Below are 18424 nucleotides of genomic sequence, written 5' to 3' on the forward strand. Positions count from 1 at the left end.
TCTGTGCATGCTTGGCGTTTTTTCTTGCCGCTTGGGCAGACCCAGCGCATCAGCGCCGGAGCGGACAATGGCTTACTTCTTCAGGCACTCGCTCATAAAGGCCTTGCGCTCATCGCCCTTCTTGCCGGTAGCGTCCACATTGCAGGTCTTCATGCGTTCCTGCTGGCGCTTGCGGCCGTCAGACAGGCAGCTGGACATGAACGCCTTGCGTTGATCGCCCTTGAGCTCCTTGGTCTTGGCCTCGGTGTTGCAGGTGCCCATCAGCTGCTGCTGGGCCGTGGGGGTCTTGTCGGCTGCCAGCGCAAACTGGGATGCCAGCGCGATGCTGGCGAGGACGATGAGTTTTTTCATGGTATGGGCTCTTATCTAAACTGCGCCGACGACCAGCGCAAGCGAATTTCGGCATATCTGGCCCGGCGTGTCAATGGGCAGATGATGAAGAAGCGCAAACTGCCTACGACCGTCTCACAAGCGCCCATAAAAAAACGGCCTGCGCGGCCGTTCCAGGAGCGTTGGCACAGACTGTGATCAGTCCACCAGGCCCACGTAGATGTTCTGCACATCGTCGTCATTTTCCAGGCCGGCCAGGAAGGCTTGCACCTCTTCCTGCGCTTCGGCGGGCAGGCTGCCCATGCTGACGGGGTTCTTGGCCTTGTAGCCCAGCTTGGCCGACAGCACCTTGATGCCCTGCTCGGGCAAGGCCTTGCTGACGGTGTCCAGGTCCGAGGGCTCGGTGATGAACAGGGTCACACCCTCTTCTTCGGCCGGCTCGAAATCCTGCGCACCCGCTTCAATGGCAGCCAGTTCCACATCGGCGCCGTTCTCAGCTTCGCCTTCCACCATGCCCACATGGTCGAAGTCCCAGGCCACGGCGGTCAGTTGGCCCTTGCGGAAGCACACGCGCATATTGGGTGCCGTGCGGTTGGGGTTGTCGGTCAGGCACTCGACCATCACCGGCACGCGGTGCGGCGCATAGCCCTCGAACAACACGGTCGAGTAGTTGACCGCATCGGCGCCTGCGCCCGAGCCCTTCTTGATTGCACGCTCCAACGTGTCCTTGGGCATCGATGCCTTGCGGGCTGCTTCCACGGCCATGCGCAGACGCGAGTTGCTGGCCGGGTCACCCCCGCCCAAACGTGCCGCGACCGTGATTTCCTTGACCAGTTTGCCAAAGAGTTTTCCCTTGGCATCAGCGACCAGCGCCTTGCCCTTTGCTTTCCATTGCGCGCCCATGGCTGCGTTTTCCTAGTTGTTGGTTGGGCAGCAGCGGTCGCTGCTGGCAACAATGCCGGGCAAAGCCCAGATTGACAGGGCAAATTTATACACCGCCGCCCAAGGCTGTGCTGGCCATAAGGGGAAATTCCTGCCAAAAAACCTGGGGCATCGATGCGGTCAAACGACGCCAGGGCGCGGGCTGCCAAGCTGCGGCAACCGTTCATGGGCACAATGCCGAGATGTCTTATTTGCAGCTTTTTTGGCGATGGACCCAGGCCCAGCGCACGCCCCTGCTGTGGAGCCTGGGCGGCCTTGTGCTGTCCTTTGCCACGCTGGGGCTGCCGGGCTTTGCCAGCTATGCGCCTGCCGAGCAGCTCTTTGTCTGGGCCGGCGATGGCGCGCTGCTCGATGCCATCCAGGGCGACAGCCTCTGGCCCATCCTCATCTCGGCGAGCTTTTTGCAGGCCTTGCTGATCACGCCCGCGCATTGCCTGCTGCAGCGCTGGCGGCCGGGCCTGCCGCGCTGGCCCCATGTGCTGGGCGTGGCCTTGGGCGTCTGGCTCACCAGTATTGTCTGCACCTGCATGATGCTGCTGGCGGCGGCCGGTGCATAAAAGCTGCAGCCTGCCTACAATCACGGCGCCCGCTTCTTTTTCCATAGCCCTCACCGTGCACGCCTCCATGCCCAGCCCCCTCTCCCCCATTGGTGTTTTTGACAGCGGTATCGGCGGCCTGAGCGTGCTGCGTGCGCTGCGCGACGTGCTGCCCGATGAGCAGTTCGTCTATGTGGCCGACAGTGGCAATGCCCCTTACGGCGAGCGAGGTGACGCCTTTGTGCAGCAGCGCTGCGCCCACATCACGCAGCAGATGCGCGAGCGCCATGGCATCAAGGCGCTGGTGATTGCCTGCAACACGGCGACCGCAGCGGCCATCGAGGGCCTGCGCGAGCAGCACCCTGGCCTGCCGATCATCGGTGTGGAGCCCGCCCTCAAACCCGCCGCTCAGTACAGCCAGACCCATGTGGTGGGCGTGATCGCCACCCAGGGCACCGTCACCAGCAGCCGCTTTGCCACCCTGCAGGCTGCGCATGCCACGCAAACCCGCTTTGTGGTGCAGGCCTGCAACGGACTGGCGCGTGCGATTGAAGACAGCACCCGGCCCGGGCGCGATGCGGCGGCCGATGCCGCGCATATCCAGCGTCTGTGCCAGACCTACCTGGCCGCCATGGGCGCCTTTGGCACCCAGCCTGGCCAGATCGACACCCTGGTGCTGGGCTGCACCCACTACCTATTTGCTGCCGATACCCTGCGTGCGCTGGTGGGCGACCAGGTGCAGCTGATGGACACGGCCACGCCGGTGGCCCGCCGCACCTATAGCCTGCTGCATGCCACCGGCATGCTGCGCAAGCCGGCGCAGGCACCTGGTGCCGATGAGGCCTTCAGCCTGGTGACCACCGGAGAGCTGGCCGCCTTGCAGTATGCCGCCGCCCAGTGGCTGGGGCTGCCCCCTCAGGTGTGCCGGGCCGCTGACTGATCAGCGGGCACCGTCCGCCGCATCAGCCGCCACTTGCCACAGCCGGTGGCCGCCCTGGTCCAGCCAGGTCAGGTACAGCCGCACCTCCAGTTCCAGCTGGTGGTAGGACGGCTCCATGTACTCGCACAGCTGGTAGAAGGCCTTGTTGTGGTCGGACTCGCGCAGGTGCGCAAGCTCATGCACGGCGATCATCCGCAAAAAGGCCTCGGGCGCATGCTTGAACAGGCTGCCAATGCGGATCTCATGGCGCGACTGGGTCTTGCCGCCATGGTTTTTGCCGGTACGCACATGGATGCCCAGCGCCTGGTAGACCAGTTGCAGCTTGCTGTCATAGACCACCTTGGCCAGCGCCGCACTGTTGCGCATGTGCTCGCCCTTGAGGCCCATCACATAGGCATGCAAGGCCTTGTCCGAGCGCATCTGGTGCGGCTGCGGATGGCGCTGCAGCAGCCACTGGCCCAGCTTGCCCGATTGCACCAGGCTGCCCGCCTGCTGCTGCAAGCTGGCGGGATAGGACTGCAGATAGGGAAGCAGGACAGGGCTGGACATGAGGGGCAAGGCCAATAACAAAGGCAGCACAGCGGCTGCCTTGGGGGGAAACACGGAAAGCGCTGCGCTGGGGGCAGCGCAGCCGATGGTCAGTGCAGGTGGCGCGGGCGGCGTCCGCCGCCGCCATGGCCGCCGCCGGGGCCACCGGTACCACGGGGTGGCTTGCCAATCTCCAGCGAATCGACCAGCGCATCAAAGCGCTGGCTGAACAGCTTGTCGATCTCGCCCACCACACCGACGAGCTCGCCGGCATCGAAGTGGCGCTCCATCGTGCTGACCACGTCCTGCACCAGCATGTCGCGCTGCACCTGCATGATGGCCGCCGGTGTCGGACCGACAAACAGCATCATGAAGTCATCGCGCGACTCGGCGCTGCGGTCCTGCTCCTCGTCATCGAACTCGGCGTCGTAGAAGGTGACCTCGATCGCTGCGCCCTGGTCGGCCAGTTCGTTGAGGTTCATGCACATGTCGTCCAGCGACTGGCGGAAATCATCGTCACCACGCACGGTCCAGCACATCTGCAGCACATGGTCCTTGGGCTCGAACAGAATGCCGGGCTCTTCCTCGTAAGCGCTCTCCGCGCCATCGACCAGCGACTTGGCGCCCGCGTAGCCCCACAGCGGTTTCAAGGCCTCTTGCAGCTGGTCAAAGCCGACATCGGCACGCAGCAGCACTTGTCCGTGGACATGGATCTCAAAGGGTGGGTTGTAACTGGGCATGTTCTGTACCTTCCTAAATGGGGGCTGTCCGCTTGCGCTGGCCAACCCCACGCCTGATGACACGGCACGCCGCATCGCTCTGCACAAGCCGCCAGCCCCCCACCTGCAGCGGGCCGGGCTGGCAACTCTCCATGCGCCACCCACCCGAGCGGCGCAATATCCACAATATCGGACATTGTGCCCGGTTTGTCGATCTCAGACGAAGAAAAAGCCAGCAGGATGCCTGCTGGCTGGCGCCCGATCCCCGCGCCACCAAAAGCGGGGGATGCGAAACGGTCTCCTTCGCTGCCGACATGCTTCGCATTGCCAGGCCAGCGTCTGGGGCATAGGCAATAAAAAACAACGGTTTGCAGGATATTTCTGCGAAACCGTTGCTCTGTGGTGCCTTGCGCTCAGGCATTTTACCAGTTCCGGCCTGGGACCAGGTGCTGCAGGGTCGGAAGCCACCGCTGTGCCTTGCCAGGCCTGCGGTGGCGCCCTCGGCCTCAGTCGCCCGCCTGCACCATCTCGCCGTTGGTGTCGGTCACCCGCACCACGGTGATAACCGGTGCATCCTCCGCGTCTCCCACAATGCCGGTGCTGGCGCCGTAAAAGCCGGCCACAAAGCGGAAGGCCGGTGCGCCCGCAGGGCCAGTGCAGCGGAAGTTGTACTGGCGCAGCACTTCGGCGACACAGACATAGCCCGAGTCCGTATCGATCACCGAGTTGGCGTCACGGGTCTGGAAGCGGAAGATGCGGCTGGGTATCGCCGTACCGGCCGACAGCAGCACCCACGAGCCGCGCAGCGACTGGGCCGAGCCCTTGTTGACGCCGTAGTAGAAGCGCTCGATCTGCACAGGTTGCTCACCGGGGAAGGCCACGGTGCCCAACGATGGCGCGCTGAAATGGATCGACTTGGTCAGTCCCGCATCCGCCTTGAAGCGCGCCACCGCTGCCGGGCCGCCAAAGTAGCGCCCGCCCTGGTACTGCACGGTCGGCAGATCAGGCGTATTGGGCTCCGGTGTGGTGGAGGCATCGTGCGCGCCCAGCAGGCTGTGGAAGGTCGCCTGGCCATCGCTCTCGTAGTTGTACACTGACATGAACAGCATATGGTCCTCAGCGTTCGTGGGCTTTTGCAGCTCGATCGAAATACCGCGCCCAGGCAGACCGCGCAACTCGCTGCTGACGACCCAGGTGCCCGATTCTGGGGCATAGCCCGGCGCGTAGTAGCTGGTGCGCACATTCTGGTTGTTCTGCCGGGTGTAGGCGGCGCGCGCCACACGGAAACCCACCAGGCGCCGCGCCTCGTCGCCACCTTCGCGCACGGTGCCGCTCAGCTGGTCGACACCACGCTGCAAGGTCAGCGCCACGGTGCCACCACTGCCTGCGCCTCCTGCGCGATTGCCTGCGCAGTTGAAGACCAGCCCCGAGCCACCATAGCTGCACTGTGCCAGCACATGGCCGCTCAAGGTCCCGCCAAAGCCGTGCACGGTGGTTGCGGCGGTTGGCGGATAGGGCCAGGTGATCGCGGCAGTGGTCAGCGCTTCGCTCATCGCGACCTGCTCGCTGCTGCCAATGTCAGCCCACCAGCTGCGCACCGGCTGGTTGTTGCTGTTGAACTCGACCATGGCCCAGCGATCGACAAAGGCTGGGTCGGAGAAGACGCCGGCTGGCGTGCCCTCATAGTCGTAGCGCTGCATGGCCTTGACCGGCTCGCCGGGGAACTGGATCGTGCCCCTGCTGCGGCTGGTGAACGTGATCACCACATTACCCGGGCTGCCCGCTTCATGGCCATCGCGTTGCTCGCTGCCAAAGAAGCGCCCGCCTTCATAGAAGTACAGCGGCGCGGTCACCGTGTTGTCGTGCAAGGTGCCCAGTGCGGTGTGGAAGGTCGGCGCACCTGATTGGCGGTAGTTGTAGACCTGCATGAACAGCACGCCATCCTGGATGTCGATGCCCATGCCACGCCCGGGCTCGCCATTGAGTTCATCGCTGATGATCCAGGTGCCACTCTGCGCGGCAATCAGCGTGGTGGGCAACTCGCCGCTGGGGTCCGAGGTCTTGTTCACTTCGCGCGTGCTGCTACCGGTATTGCCAGCATCATCGGTCTGCGAAGCGGTGACCGTGACAGACCCCTTGGGCAAGGCACCCACCTGCATGCCCGGTGCCGTCCATGTCCCGTTGACACAGGCCACGGTCACCTTGATTACCCCGACACTCACGGTGACCAGGCCATCACCGGTGGTGCAGGTACCCGAAGGGCTGTAAGCGTTCTGGTTCGAGGTGTCGATGGTCGGCGCGGTGCTGATCGAGACCGCCGGTGCCGTCGTGTCCTTGACCGTATTGAGCGAGCCGGAGATGACGGTGCCAGCGACGGTCTGCGAGGCTTTCACGACCACCGTGCCCTCTGGCAGGCTGCGCACGTCCACACCGCTCGTCACCCAAGTGCCGGCGTTGCAGGCAGCCGTGCTGTTGACACTGCCGATCGCCACGGTCACCGCACCGCCAGAGGCGCTGCAGGCACCGGAGACACCGCCATAACTGGCCTGGTTGCCACTGTTGATGCGGGGCGCGACCACCACGGTCACTACAGCGGCCGTGCTCTCCTTGCTGGTCGCGCGGCTGGCACTGCCGGTATTGCCTGCGGCATCGGTTTGCATCGCAGTCACGGTGACAGAGCCCGCAGGCAGACCACTGACATCCATGCCCGAGGCGGACCAGATACCGCTGTTGCAAACGGGCTGCGGCACAGCGGCCACGCTGCCCACACGCACGGTCACCGCTACGCCGTTTTCAGAGCAACTGCCGGCCACGCCATAGGCCGATTGGTTGGCGGCATTGATCACCGGAGCCGAAGTGATGGCCACCGCCGGTGCGGTCGCGTCCTTGCCCGTCACCAACGTACCCGATCCGGTCTGGCCGCCGACGGTCTGCGAGGCCGTCACCGTGACGACGCCATCGGGCAGGCCGCTGACATTGATGCCTGAAGCCGACCATACGCCTGCGCCGCACACGGCAGTGGCCGGCACCGAGCCGACCGTTACCGCCACGGCTTCACCATTGGCAGAGCAGGTGCCCGAGACGGTGTACGAAGCCTGGTTGGACGCGGTGATCTGCGGAGCCGCGACGACGGACACCACCGGCAGTGGTGGCACCGAACCCGTGGATTTGGTGGTCGACTGGCTCGCGGTACCGGGTGGCTGTCCGGCGACCGTCTGCGTCGCCGTGATCGTCACCGTGCCATCGGGCAGGCCTTGTGCATTCACCGAGCCAGCGTACGTGCCGCCCGCTGAACAGGGCAGCGACTGGTTGACGCCTGCAGGATTGGAGCTGATGGCCACATTGCCGCTGCCAGCGCTGCAGCTGCCACTGATGGGCACGGAGGTCTGGTTGCCCGCATTGATCGGCGGCAGCGGATTCAAGGTCACCGTGGGCTTGCAATCGGGCATCGACGCGGTGGAGTTGCCGACGATCACCGACGCGTTGAGCAAAGGCAGGGTCAAGGCCTTGGCCACCAACTCAATGCGCAGCGCGGTCACGCTCATGGAGGTGCCGCTTTGGCTTTGCTCATTGGTGTAGAGCTTGACGCCGACCTCCGTGCCAATGGTTGGCACGCCGACTGTCAGATTTACCAGACCATTGACGGCGGCGCTGACGCCGCTGAGCGCACCGGTTCCGCCGAGGATCTGGGCATCGCCCGAGCCTTGCGGCACGCCGTTGACGCAGGCCATGCGCGCCTGCGAGCTGATGGTGTTGGCGCCCAGAGACAGTCCCGCCAGCGTCAGGTTCAAGCCGTCCACGGAGCTGTTGGACACCACGCTGTTCTGCGCCAGATTGCTTTGGGTGGAGGAGTTGATGACGCCCGTCCCCACACTCAAAAGGTTGACCCCTGCGGTCACGCTCACATTCGCTACGGAAATGGGGGTGTTGAAATCCGGTGGTGCACTCTTCTGGCCGGTATCGGCAAACGGAATACCGAGTCCCCCGCCAAGCACATCGGCGGTGACCTGCAGGCCATAGGCCCGCCCGGATCCTGACGATGCCGCCAGGGCGGAAGTGCTGCAGACGAGGGCCAGGCTGGCAAGCCCCCCGTACAGCAGACGTCGGATCGTTCTCTGTGCACCAATCGGGTTCATAGCGTCTCCTTCTGCACCGCCAGAACGCCAGATGGGTGTGATCCACTCAGACCCCACCAAACGACGGCCGAGGACAGGTGCTGCTGATTGCTCATACAAACACAACTACTCACAAGCGCAAAGGTACAGCGAATCTTTGGTAAACGGCAAATTATTTTATTTAAGTCGCTTATAAGCACGCGAGTGCTCCGGCCCAGAACCGGTTACCGCAGTCTTGGCGCTTTACGGGCCGCACGGCAGAGGGAACTGGCCTGTACAGGCTGCCCGCTTCAGTCGCACTCCCCGCTATTCCAACGCGGTTTTCAGAGGAGAAATCCCGCATAAATGCTGCTTTTTGTAATGCAATCGCAGCCAGCAAAAAGCCCACCATCACGGTGGGCACGCGGTACGGGGAGAGGGAAAACAGGCGCTGGAGCCGTCTCCAGCCTGCGGCGCCTGACATGCCTGACAGCGCCTTCCACCGTCAAATCAAGGCGCCGGCTTACAGCAGCGGTTACATACTGGCATAGATTCAATGCCGATTTTGCAACAGCGCATCAGCCAGTCGCCCCCGCACACCATCGCCATTACCGCGACCGCCACCCGGCTCGGAAGCCACCGCTGCGCCTTGCCAGGCCAGCGGTGGCCTCTGCGCTCAGTCGCCCGCCTGCACCATCTCACCATTGGTGTCGGTCACCCGCACCACCGTGATGGCGGGGGCATCTTCGTCGTCACCCACGATCCCGGTACTGGCGCCGTAGAAGCCGGCGACAAAGCGGAAGGCGGGTGATCCCGACGGACCCGTGCAGTGGAAGTTGTACTGGCGCAGCACTTCTGCAACACAGACATAGCCCGAGTCGGTATCGATCACCGAGTGCTCATCGCGCTTTTGGAAGCGGAAGATACGGCTTGGCATCGCGTCGGTCGCAGACATCACCGACCAGGACCCGCGCAGCGACTGGGCCGATCCCTTGTTCAGGCCGTAGTAGAAGCGCTCGATCTGCACCGGCTCTTCACCCGGGAAGGCCAGCGTTCCCACCGACGGCGCGCTGAAGTGGATCGACTGGGTCAGTCCCGCATCCGCCTTGAAGCCTGCGATCGCAGCCGGGCCACCAAAGTAGCGCCCGCCCTGGTACTGCACTGTGGGCAGATCGGGGGTGTGGGGCTCGGGCGTGGTCGATGGATCATGCGCGCCAAGCACACTGTGGAAGGTGGCCTTGCCGTCGCTCTGGTAGTCGTACACCGACATGAACAACAGATGGTCTTCCTGGTGCAGCGGCTTTTGCAGCTCGATGGAGATACCGCGGCCAGGCAGGCCCCGCAACTCGCTGCTGACGACCCAGGTCCCCGACTCGGGCAGGTAGCCCGGCGCATAGTAGCTGGTGCGCACGCGCTGGTTGTCCTGCCAGGCGTAGGCAGCGCGCGCCACGCGGAAGCCCACCAGGCGCCGGGTCTCGCCACCGCCCTCCTTCACTGTGCCGCTGAGCTGGTCTACACCACGCTTCATCGTCATCGCGATCGCCGGCGCACCGTTAGCCTCCGCACGGTTGCCCGCGCAGTTGAACACCAGACCCCGGCCGCCATAGCTGCATTGCGCCACCACATGGCCCGACAAGGTGCCGCCAAAGCCATGGACCGCCGTTGCCACGGCAGGTGGGTATGGCCAGCCCATCGCTGCAGCCACCCAGTCCTCGCTCATCGAGACCTGTTCGCTGCTGCCGATATCGGCCCACCAGCTGCGCACCGGCTGGTTGCTGCTGTTGAGCTCGACCATGGCCCAGCGGTCGACAAAGGCCGGATCGGAGAAGACACCAGCAGGCGTGCTCTCGTAGTCAAAGCGGTGCATGGCCTTCACCGGCTCGCCGGGGAACTGGATCGTACCGGTGCTGCGGCTGGTGAAGGTGATCACCACATTGCCGGGGCTGCCGGCCGCATGGCCATCGCGTTGCTCGCTGCCAAAGAAGCGCCCGCCTTCGTAGAAGTACAGCGGAGCGGTCACCTTGTTGTCGCGCAAGGTGCCCAGCGCCGTGTGGAAGGTCGGCTCGCCCGATTGGCGGTAGTTGTAGACCTGCATGAACAGCACGCCGTCCTGGATGTCGATACCCATGCCACGGCCTGGCTCGCCATTGAGCTCATCGCTGATGATCCAGGTACCGTTCTGGGGCGCAATCCGGGCCACCGGAGGCTCGGGCGGCTCGCCGCCAGAGCCCGTCGACTTGGAGACTTCGCGGGTTATGCTGCCCGTGTTGCCGGCCTGGTCCGTCTGCGATGCGGTCACTGCAACCGCGCCATCCGGCAGGCCACGGACATCCATGCCCGGTGCCGTCCAGCTGCCGTTGACGCAGGCCGCTGCAGCCTGGACGGTACCGACCTTCACCGTCATGGCGCCGTCACCCGAGGTGCAGCTGCCCGCGGGGCGGTAGGCGCTCTGGTTGGAGGTATCGATGCTCGGCGCCGTGCCGATCGCGACTGCGGGCGCCACGGTGTCCTTGACCGGGTTCTGGGAAACAGAGACCACTGCACCAGCCACCGTCTGCGAAGCCGTCACCGTGACCGCACCATCAGGCAAGCCACGGACATCCAGCGCTGGCGTGGACCAGGTTCCGCCACTGCACGGCACCGACACAGACAGGGAGCCGACCACGACGGTCACATTGCTGCCGCTGGCCGCGCAAGTGCCCGAGACGGTGTAGGACGCCTGGTTGGACAAGGCAATCGCTGGTGCCGAAGTGATGGCCAGCACCGGCGTGCCCCCACTGGAGTTCTTGCTAGTCACAAAACCCCCCGACCCCGTCTGGCCGCCCGCTGTCTGCGCCACCTGTACCGCGACCGCACCATCGGGCAAGCCGCTGACATCGATGCCTGCGGTGGACCAGGCTCCGCCGCTGCACAGGGCCGTCGCAGAGATGGTGCCGACCAGCACGGTGACATTGGCGCCATCGACCGAGCAGGTGCCCGATACGGTATAGGCAGTCTGGTTGGCCGCCGTGATCGCAGGCGCCGAGGTCACGGCCACGGCAGGCACTACGCCAGCCGCATCCTTGCTCGTCACGATACTGCCGGTGCCCGTCTGGCCTCCCGCCGTCTGCGCCACTGTCACCGTCACCGGTCCGTTGGGCAGGCCGCTGACGTCCAGGCCCGCGATGGACCAGGCGCCAGCGCTGCACACGGCCGTCGCCGAGATGCTGCCGACCAGCACCGTCACATTGGCACCATCGGCCGAGCAGGTGCCCGATACGCCATAGGCCGACTGGTTGTTTGCCGTGATCGCAGGCGCCGAGGTAATGGCCACCACCGGTGCGGCGCCGGCCGCGTTCTTGGTGATCACCAGGCTACCCGATCCCGTTTGGCCACCAGCGGTTTGCGAGGCCATGACGGTGACCGCGCCATCGGGCAGGCCGCTGACATCCACCCCCGCGCTCGTCCAGATGCCGGCGTTGCACTGCGCCGATGCCGGGACAGATCCAATCAGCACCGTGACAGCGGCGCCATTTGCCGAGCAGGTGCCCGAGACGCTATAGGCGGACTGGTTGGCCGCCGTGATCGCAGGTGCCAAGCCAATGGCGACCACCGGCACCACGCCTGCCGAATCCTTGCTGGTCGTCCAACCGCTGGAGCCGATCTGGCCACCCACCGTCTGCGACGCGGACACGGAGACCGGTCCATCGGCCAAGCCGCTGACATCGATGGCCGCAGTCGCCCAGATGCCGCTGTTGCACACCGCCGACGCGGTGAGGCCGCCTATCAGCACATCCACATTGGCGCCATCCGCCGAGCAGGTACCCGAGACCGTATAGGCCGACTGGTTGGCTGCCGTGATCACAGGCGCCGAGGTGATCGCCACCACCGGTGCCACGCCTGCGGTGTCCTTGCTGGTGGCGAAGCTGCCCGTGCCCGTCTGGCCACCAGCCACTTGGGTCGCCGTCACCGCAACCGGCCCATCCGCCAGACCGCTGACGTCCATGCCCGCGGTCGCCCAGAGGCCACCATTGCACGGTGCCGTTGCAGACACCGAGCCGACCTGCACCTGCACATTGCTGCCGTTGACCGAGCAAGTGCCCGAGACGGAGTACGCCGATGCATTGGCTGCGGTGATGACAGGTGCCGACGTAATGGTCACCACGGGTGTGGCTACGCCAGTGCTCTTGTTGACCTGCACATTGGCCGACCCCACCAGCGCGCCCACCGTTTGCTGAGCGGTCACGGTGACCGTGCCGTCCTGCAAGCCACTGACATTCAACGCTGCGGTCATCCAACTGCCGCTGGTGCAGGGCACCGATGCGGACACCGAACCGACCAGCACCTCCACATTGGTGCCGTTGACCGAACAACTGCCCGAGACGCTATAGGCCGACTGGTTGGCCGCCGTGATGTCCGCAGCCACGGTAATGGTCACCACGGGTGGGACGCCGCCTGTGTTCTTGGTGGTCACCAGGCTGCCCGATCCCTGCAGCGCGCCAACCGTCTGCGCGGCGGTCACCGTGACCGGTCCATCCGGCAGACCACTGACATCCACGGCTGGGATGGTCCAGAAGTTCCCGGCGCATGGCGCCGATGACGACACCGAGCCGATCTGTACAGCCACCGCCGCACTGTTGACCGAGCAGCTGCCAGAGACCACATACGAGGCCTGGTTGGCTGCCGTGATGGCGGGAGCCGAGGTAACGGTTACCACCGGCACGGCGCCAGCCGTGTCCTTGAAGGTGACCAGGCTCCCCGATCCCAGCACACTGCCGACGGTCTGTGCCGCAGTCACGGTGACCGCTCCATCGGGCAGAACCGTGACATTGAGGCCTGCGGCGGACCAGGTGCTAGCCGCGCATGGGGCGCTTGCAGCCACCGAACCGACCTGCACCGCGACCGGCGTGCCGTCGGCCGAGCAGGTGCCCGAGACAGTGTACGACGCCTGGTTGGCTGCGGTGATCGCAGGTGCCGCGCTGACGGTCACCACCGGGGCGGTGCCTGCCGTTTCCTTGGTCGTCACCAAGCTGCCCGATCCCGTTTGGCCATTGGCAGTCTGCGAGGCCATGACGGTGACGGCTCCATCGGGCAACGCAGTGACATCCGCAGCCGCTGAGGACCAGATGCCGGCATTGCACTGTGCCGATGCCGATACCGAGCCGACCAGGACTGCCACGCTGCTGCCATCCACCGAGCAGGTGCCCGAGACGCTATAGGCGGCCTGGTTCGCCAATGTGATCGCAGGTGCCGACGTCACGCGCACCACGGGTACGTTGCCGGCCGCGTCCTTGGTGGTCACCAGGCTGCCCGTGCCGGTTTGGGCGCCCAGCGTCTGCGAGGCCTTCACCGTGACCGGGCCATCGGGCAAGGCACTGACATCCACAGCCAGGCTCGTCCACAGGCCGGCGTTGCACTGCGCCGAGGCGGGAACCGTGCCGATCTCGACAGCCACCGCCTCGCCGGTGGCCGAGCAGGTACCCGAGACGGTGTAGGCCGACTGGTTCGCTGCAGTGATCGCCGGTGCCGACGTCACGCTCACGGCGGGCGCAACACCGGCCGTGTCCTTGCTGATCACCAAACTGACCGTTCCCGTCTGGCCACCGGCAGTTTGCGACGCCTCTACCGTGATCTGACCATCGGCCAGGCCACCGGCATCGACGGGACCGGCGGCCCACAGGCCATCATTGCACTGCGCCGTGGCAGCTACCGAGCCGACCAGCACAGCCACTGCCTGGCCATTGACCGAGCAGGTACCAGAGACGGTGTAGGCCGCCACGTTGACGGCGGTGATCGCCGGTGCCGATGTAATGACCACGACCGGAGCCACCACTGCGGTGGCCTTGCTGGTCTCGACGCTGCCCGACCCGGTCAGGCCACCCAGCGTTTGGGTAGCCGTCACGATGACAGCTCCATCCGCCAATCCGCTGACATCCAGGCCGGCAGCAGACCAGCTTCCACCGTCACACATCGCAGTGGCAGGCACATTGCCCACCTGGACGGCCACATTCGTGCCATTGGCCGAACAGCTGCCCGCCACGGTATAGGACGCCTGGTTGGCCAGCGTGATGATGGGGGCCGAGGTAATGGTCACCACGGGAGCCGCGCCGCCCGTGCTCTTGCCAATCACCACGCTCGCCGCCCCCGTACCACCGCCCACCGTCTGCGACGCGGTCACGGTGACCAAGCCATCGGGCAAGCCACTGACATCCAGACTGGCGGTGGTCCAACCGTTGCTGCCGCACGTTGCCGTGGCTGACAGGGCGCCCACCTGGACCACCACGGCCGTACCGTTGACCGAGCAGGTGCCCGAGACGGTATAGGCCGACTGGTTGGCCGCGGTGATCTCGGGAGCGGCGCTGATGCTCACCACGGGTGCGGTCCCTCCGGATTCCTTGTTGATCACCAGGCTGGCGGATCCCGTTTGGCCGGCGACCGTTTGTGAGACCAGCACGGTCACCGATCCAGTGGGCAAGCCACTGACATCCAGCGCGGCGGTCGTCCAGGCGCCGTTGCTGCATGGTGCCGTCGCAGCGACCTGGCCCACCAGAACCGACACATCGGCGCCATTGGCAGAACAGCTGCCCGATACGACATAGGCCGACTGGTTGGCAGCGGTGATGGCAGGCGCCGAGCCAATCGCCACCGCAGGTGCAGCACCAGCCAAATCCTTGCTGGTGACCAAACTGCCTGATCCCGTCAGGCCGCCCGCTGTCTGCGAGGCCGTCACGGTCACCGACCCATCGGGCAGGCTACTGACATCCAGCGCAGCGGTAGACCAGGCGCCACTGGTGCAAGGCGCCGATGCCGATACCGCGCCGACCAGCACGGCCACGTTGGTTCCATTCACCGAGCAGGTGCCTGCTGCGACATAGGCAGACTGGTTGGCAGCCGTGATGGCGGGTGCCGAGGTCACGGTCACCACGGGAGCGATACCGGCCGTATCCTTGGCCGTCACCAGGCTGCCCGATCCCGTTTGGCCGTTCACGGTCTGCGAAGCCGTCACCAGGACCGCTTCATCCGGCAAGCCGCTGACATCCATCGCTGCGGTGGACCAGATCCCACTATTGCACACCGGCAACGGCACGGCTGCCACCTCACCGACATGCACCGTCACCAGCGCGCCGTATGCCGAGCAGGTGCCGGAGACGGTGTAGGCAGTCTGGTTCGCGGCGGTGATCGCGGGGGCCGAGGTAATGGTGACCACGGGGGCAATGCCCACCGAGTCCTTGCCAATCACCAGGCTGCCCGAGCCGGTCAGCCCACCCAAGGTCTGCGAAGCAACCACCGAGACGGATCCATTGGGCAAGCCACTGACATTGAGGCCTGCGGTGACCCAGAGGCCGCTGTTGCACTGCGCCGAGGCGGATATGGACCCGATGCCAACGTCAACGCCCGTGCCATTGGCCGTGCAGGTGCCCGAGACGGTATAGGACAACTCATTCGCAGCCGTGATTGCAGGGGCCGAGGTGATGGTCACCACGGGGGCGATCCCCGCCGCGCTCTTGCTGGTCACTGCACTGCCCGATCCCGTCTGGGTACCGGCGGTCTGGGAGGCCATGATCGTGACAGGTCCATCGGGCAAGCTGCTGACATCCAGGCCTGCAGTGGCCCAGGCACCGCCGCTGCACAGGGGCAATGCGGCGATGGAACCCACCAGAACGTTCACCGTGCTGTCGTTGACCGAGCAGGTGCCCGAAACGATATAGGACGCCTGGTTGGCGATCGTGATGGGGGGAGCCGAGGTAACCGCAACGGTAGGTGCGACGCCGGCCGTGTCCTTGCTGATCACCAGCGTGCCCGATCCGGTCAGGCCATTGTCGGTCTGCGACGCCGTCACCGTGACCGCGCCATCCGGCAGCGTCCCCACATCCACCGCCGAGGTGGTCCAAAGCCCAGCATTGCACAACGCCGATGCAGGGATGGAGCCAATCAGTACCGCCACATTCGAGCCGGGGGGCGAACCCGTGACCGAGCAGGTGCCCGAGACGGTATAGGCGGATTGGTTGGTTGCCGTGATGGCAGGCGCCGAGCTGATGGACACCACGGGGGCAATACCCGCCGTGTCCTTGGCGGTCACGAGGCTGCCTGATCCGGTTTGGCCATCGGCGGTCTGCGAGGCCGTGACCAACACCGGTCCATCCGCCAAGCCGCTGACATCGATGCCCGAACTGGACCAGATGCTGCCGGTGCAGGCTGCCGAGGCCGCCACGGAACCGACCAGGACTGCGACAGGCGTGTCATTGGCCGAGCAGGTGCCCGAGACGGTATAGGACGCCTCATTCAGTGCGGTGATGGCGGGTGCCGAAACAATGGTCACCACGGGAGCCTCCACCACGGTGTTCTTGGTGGTCAAGAGGCTGCCCGACCCTGTCTGGTTGCCTACCGTCTGTGAGGCTGTCACCGTGACCGATCCATCCAGCAAGCTGCTGACATCGACGCCTGCCGACGACCAGAGGCCTCCATTGCAGGTCGCCGTGGCAGCGAGGGAGCCGATCAGAACGGCGACGCCGATGCTGTTGGCCGAACAGCTGCCCGAGACGGCGTAGGACGCCTGATTCGCCGGGGTGATCGTGGGAGCCGAGGTAACGGCGACGACAGGCACAGCACCCGTCACATCCTTGCTCGTGACCAGGGTCGCGGATCCGGTTTGCGCGCCCACGGTCTGCGAAGCCATGACCGTGACCGCACCATTGGGCAAGGCACTGACATCCAGGCCTGCAGTCGACCAGCTGCCGTTGGTGCACAGCGCAGAGGCAGAGACAGCGCCTACCAGCACCGCCACGCTGTTGCCATTGACCGAGCAGGTCCCCGAGACCGTATAGCCAGTCTGGTTGGCCTGCGTGATGGCCGGTGCCAAGCCGATGGTCACCACCGGGATGGCGCCGGCCGAATCCTTGGTCGTTCCCAGACTGCCGGAACCCGTCAGCAGGTTGGCCGTTTGGGAGGCCGTGACCGTGACTGGCCCATTGGGCAACCCACTGACATCCAGGCCTGCGGCAGCCCAGATATTGCCGGTACAGAGCGCGGTGGCAGTGACGGTGTCGATCAGGACCGTGACGTTGCTGTCGTTCACCGAGCAGCTGCCCGATACGGTGTAGGAGGCCTGGTTCGCCGCGGTGATGGCCGGTGCCGACGTAACGACCACCACGGGCAGCACACCGGTGACGTCCTTGCTGGTGGCGAAACTGCCCGAGCCGAGCAAACCACTGACTGTTTGCGAAGCCGTGACGGTGACCGGCCCATTCGGCACGGCTGTGACATTGAGGCCGGTGGCCGACCAAAGGCCGCCGTTGCACGTTGCCGATGCGGGCACTGCGCCCACCAGGATGGCGACCGCCGCACCGTTGGCCGAGCAGGTGCCCGAGACGCCATACGACGCCTGGTTGACCAAGGTGATGGGTGGCGCAGAGACGACCGTCACGACGGGCGGCTGCACCACCGGGGCCGTGTTCTTGGTGGTGGATTGGGTGGCGGCGCTGCCCGGCCCTGCGGGGGACTGGGATGCCGTCAGCGTTACGGGGCCATCGGCCAGCCCGGTGGTGTTCACCGAACCGGAATAGCTGCCCGTGGCCGAGCAAGGCAGCGACTGATTGGCACCTGTGGGCGTGGACGTGATGGCCACATTGCCACTGCCGGCGCTGCAGCTTCCGCTGACGGCGACCGAGGACTGGTTGCTGGTGGTGATCAGCGGCAATGGAGCCAAGGTGACGGTCGGCGCGCAGTCGGCCATCGTGGCCGTGGAGTTGCCGACCACGACGGATGCGCCAAGCAAATGCGCGCCCAGCGCGGTGGCGACCAGCTCGACGCGCAGCGCATTGACGCTCAGCGTCCGCCCCTGGTTGCTGAGTGTTTGCTCATTGGTGTGGAGAACCACGCCCACCATGGTCCCGAGGGTTGGCACGCCGATGGTCAGATTGACCGAGGTGTTGACCCCCACACCGACACCCACCAGCGAGCCCGAGGCGCCAAGTATCTGCGCACTCCCCTCTGGTTTGAGGACGCCGTTTTCGCAGGACATCTTCGCTTGCGAGCTGACGGTATCGGCCCCGAGCGCCAGCCCGGCGAGCTTGAGGGCCAGGCCATTGACGGACGCCGAGGACACGACACTGTTTTGCGCCAGCTTGCTCTGCGTGGCGGCGTTGAGAACACCCGTGCGCACGGTCAGCAAATTGCCCAGGCCTGCAGCAACCGATGCACTGAGGACCGAGGTGGGCGCATTGAAATCCGGTGGTGCGGTTCGCGGCCCCGTGTCGGCAATCGGAACGCCGAGCCCCACGCCGGCCGCATCGGCGGTCACCTGCAGGCCATAGGCCCGGCCAGCTCCTGTAGAGGCCGCCAAAGCGTTAAAACTGC

Annotated in this window: 8 protein-coding genes; 2 read left to right on the plus strand and 6 right to left on the minus strand. The window is 65.4% G+C overall.

Annotation, left to right across the window (positions count from 1 at the left end; translation table 11 throughout):
* Nucleotides 1-72: 72 nt before the first annotated feature.
* Both MJ205_RS14275 and MJ205_RS14280 read right to left on the minus strand, forming a co-directional pair.
* Nucleotides 73-351, minus strand: coding sequence for a PsiF family protein (locus MJ205_RS14275; RefSeq protein WP_021027750.1), 279 nt, complete (start codon nt 349-351; stop codon nt 73-75).
* Between the two features lie 177 nt (nt 352-528).
* On the minus strand, nt 529-1233 hold the full coding sequence (locus MJ205_RS14280) for a YebC/PmpR family DNA-binding transcriptional regulator (protein WP_239809076.1): 705 nt from the start codon (nt 1231-1233) through the stop codon (nt 529-531).
* A gap of 221 nt (nt 1234-1454) precedes the next feature.
* Between MJ205_RS14280 and MJ205_RS14285 the strand changes: the two genes are divergently transcribed.
* Both MJ205_RS14285 and murI read left to right on the plus strand, forming a co-directional pair.
* Nucleotides 1455-1829 carry a hypothetical protein gene (locus MJ205_RS14285; protein ID WP_239809077.1) on the plus strand — a complete coding sequence of 125 codons (375 nt, stop codon included), beginning with the start codon at nt 1455-1457 and terminating at the stop codon, nt 1827-1829.
* Between the two features lie 67 nt (nt 1830-1896).
* Nucleotides 1897-2748, plus strand: coding sequence for a glutamate racemase (murI, locus tag MJ205_RS14290; RefSeq protein ID WP_239809078.1), 852 nt, complete (start codon nt 1897-1899; stop codon nt 2746-2748).
* On the opposite strand, the gene MJ205_RS14295 is transcribed toward murI, so the two are convergent.
* The 4 genes from MJ205_RS14295 to MJ205_RS14310 form a co-directional block, all read right to left on the minus strand.
* Entirely contained in the window at nt 2749-3297 is a 549-nt protein-coding gene (locus MJ205_RS14295) for a YgjP-like metallopeptidase domain-containing protein (RefSeq protein WP_239809079.1), read from the minus strand. It lies immediately after the preceding gene.
* Between the two features lie 89 nt (nt 3298-3386).
* Nucleotides 3387-4016: a DUF6806 family protein gene (locus tag MJ205_RS14300; protein ID WP_239809080.1), complete on the minus strand. Its 630-nt coding sequence runs from the start codon at nt 4014-4016 to the stop codon at nt 3387-3389.
* Nucleotides 4017-4501: 485 nt separating this feature from the next.
* A complete protein-coding gene (locus tag MJ205_RS14305; protein WP_239809081.1) occupies nt 4502-8131 on the minus strand; it encodes a choice-of-anchor P family protein in 3630 nt (1209 codons plus the stop codon).
* Nucleotides 8132-8765: 634 nt separating this feature from the next.
* Nucleotides 8766-18410 (minus strand): hypothetical protein, encoded by a 9645-nt coding sequence (locus MJ205_RS14310; protein ID WP_239809082.1) that lies wholly within the window; start codon nt 18408-18410, stop codon nt 8766-8768.
* Nucleotides 18411-18424 lie beyond the last annotated feature (14 nt).

This window comes from Comamonas sp. B21-038 (assembly GCF_022387135.1).
Taxonomy (GTDB): Bacteria; Pseudomonadota; Gammaproteobacteria; order Burkholderiales; family Burkholderiaceae_C; genus Comamonas; species Comamonas sediminis.

What these genes read in the sequence shown, in the direction of transcription:
- murI (WP_239809078.1), top strand. Translation starts at nt 1,897, where the DNA reads ATGCCCAGCCCCCTCTCCCCCATTGGTGTTTTTGACAGCGGTATCGGC.
- MJ205_RS14295 (WP_239809079.1), bottom strand. Translation starts at nt 3,297, where the DNA reads ATGTCCAGCCCTGTCCTGCTTCCCTATCTGCAGTCCTATCCCGCCAGC.
- MJ205_RS14285 (WP_239809077.1), top strand. Translation starts at nt 1,455, where the DNA reads ATGTCTTATTTGCAGCTTTTTTGGCGATGGACCCAGGCCCAGCGCACG.
- MJ205_RS14300 (WP_239809080.1), bottom strand. Translation starts at nt 4,016, where the DNA reads ATGCCCAGTTACAACCCACCCTTTGAGATCCATGTCCACGGACAAGTG.
- MJ205_RS14275 (WP_021027750.1), bottom strand. Translation starts at nt 351, where the DNA reads ATGAAAAAACTCATCGTCCTCGCCAGCATCGCGCTGGCATCCCAGTTT.
- MJ205_RS14280 (WP_239809076.1), bottom strand. Translation starts at nt 1,233, where the DNA reads ATGGGCGCGCAATGGAAAGCAAAGGGCAAGGCGCTGGTCGCTGATGCC.
- MJ205_RS14305 (WP_239809081.1), bottom strand. Translation starts at nt 8,131, where the DNA reads ATGAACCCGATTGGTGCACAGAGAACGATCCGACGTCTGCTGTACGGG.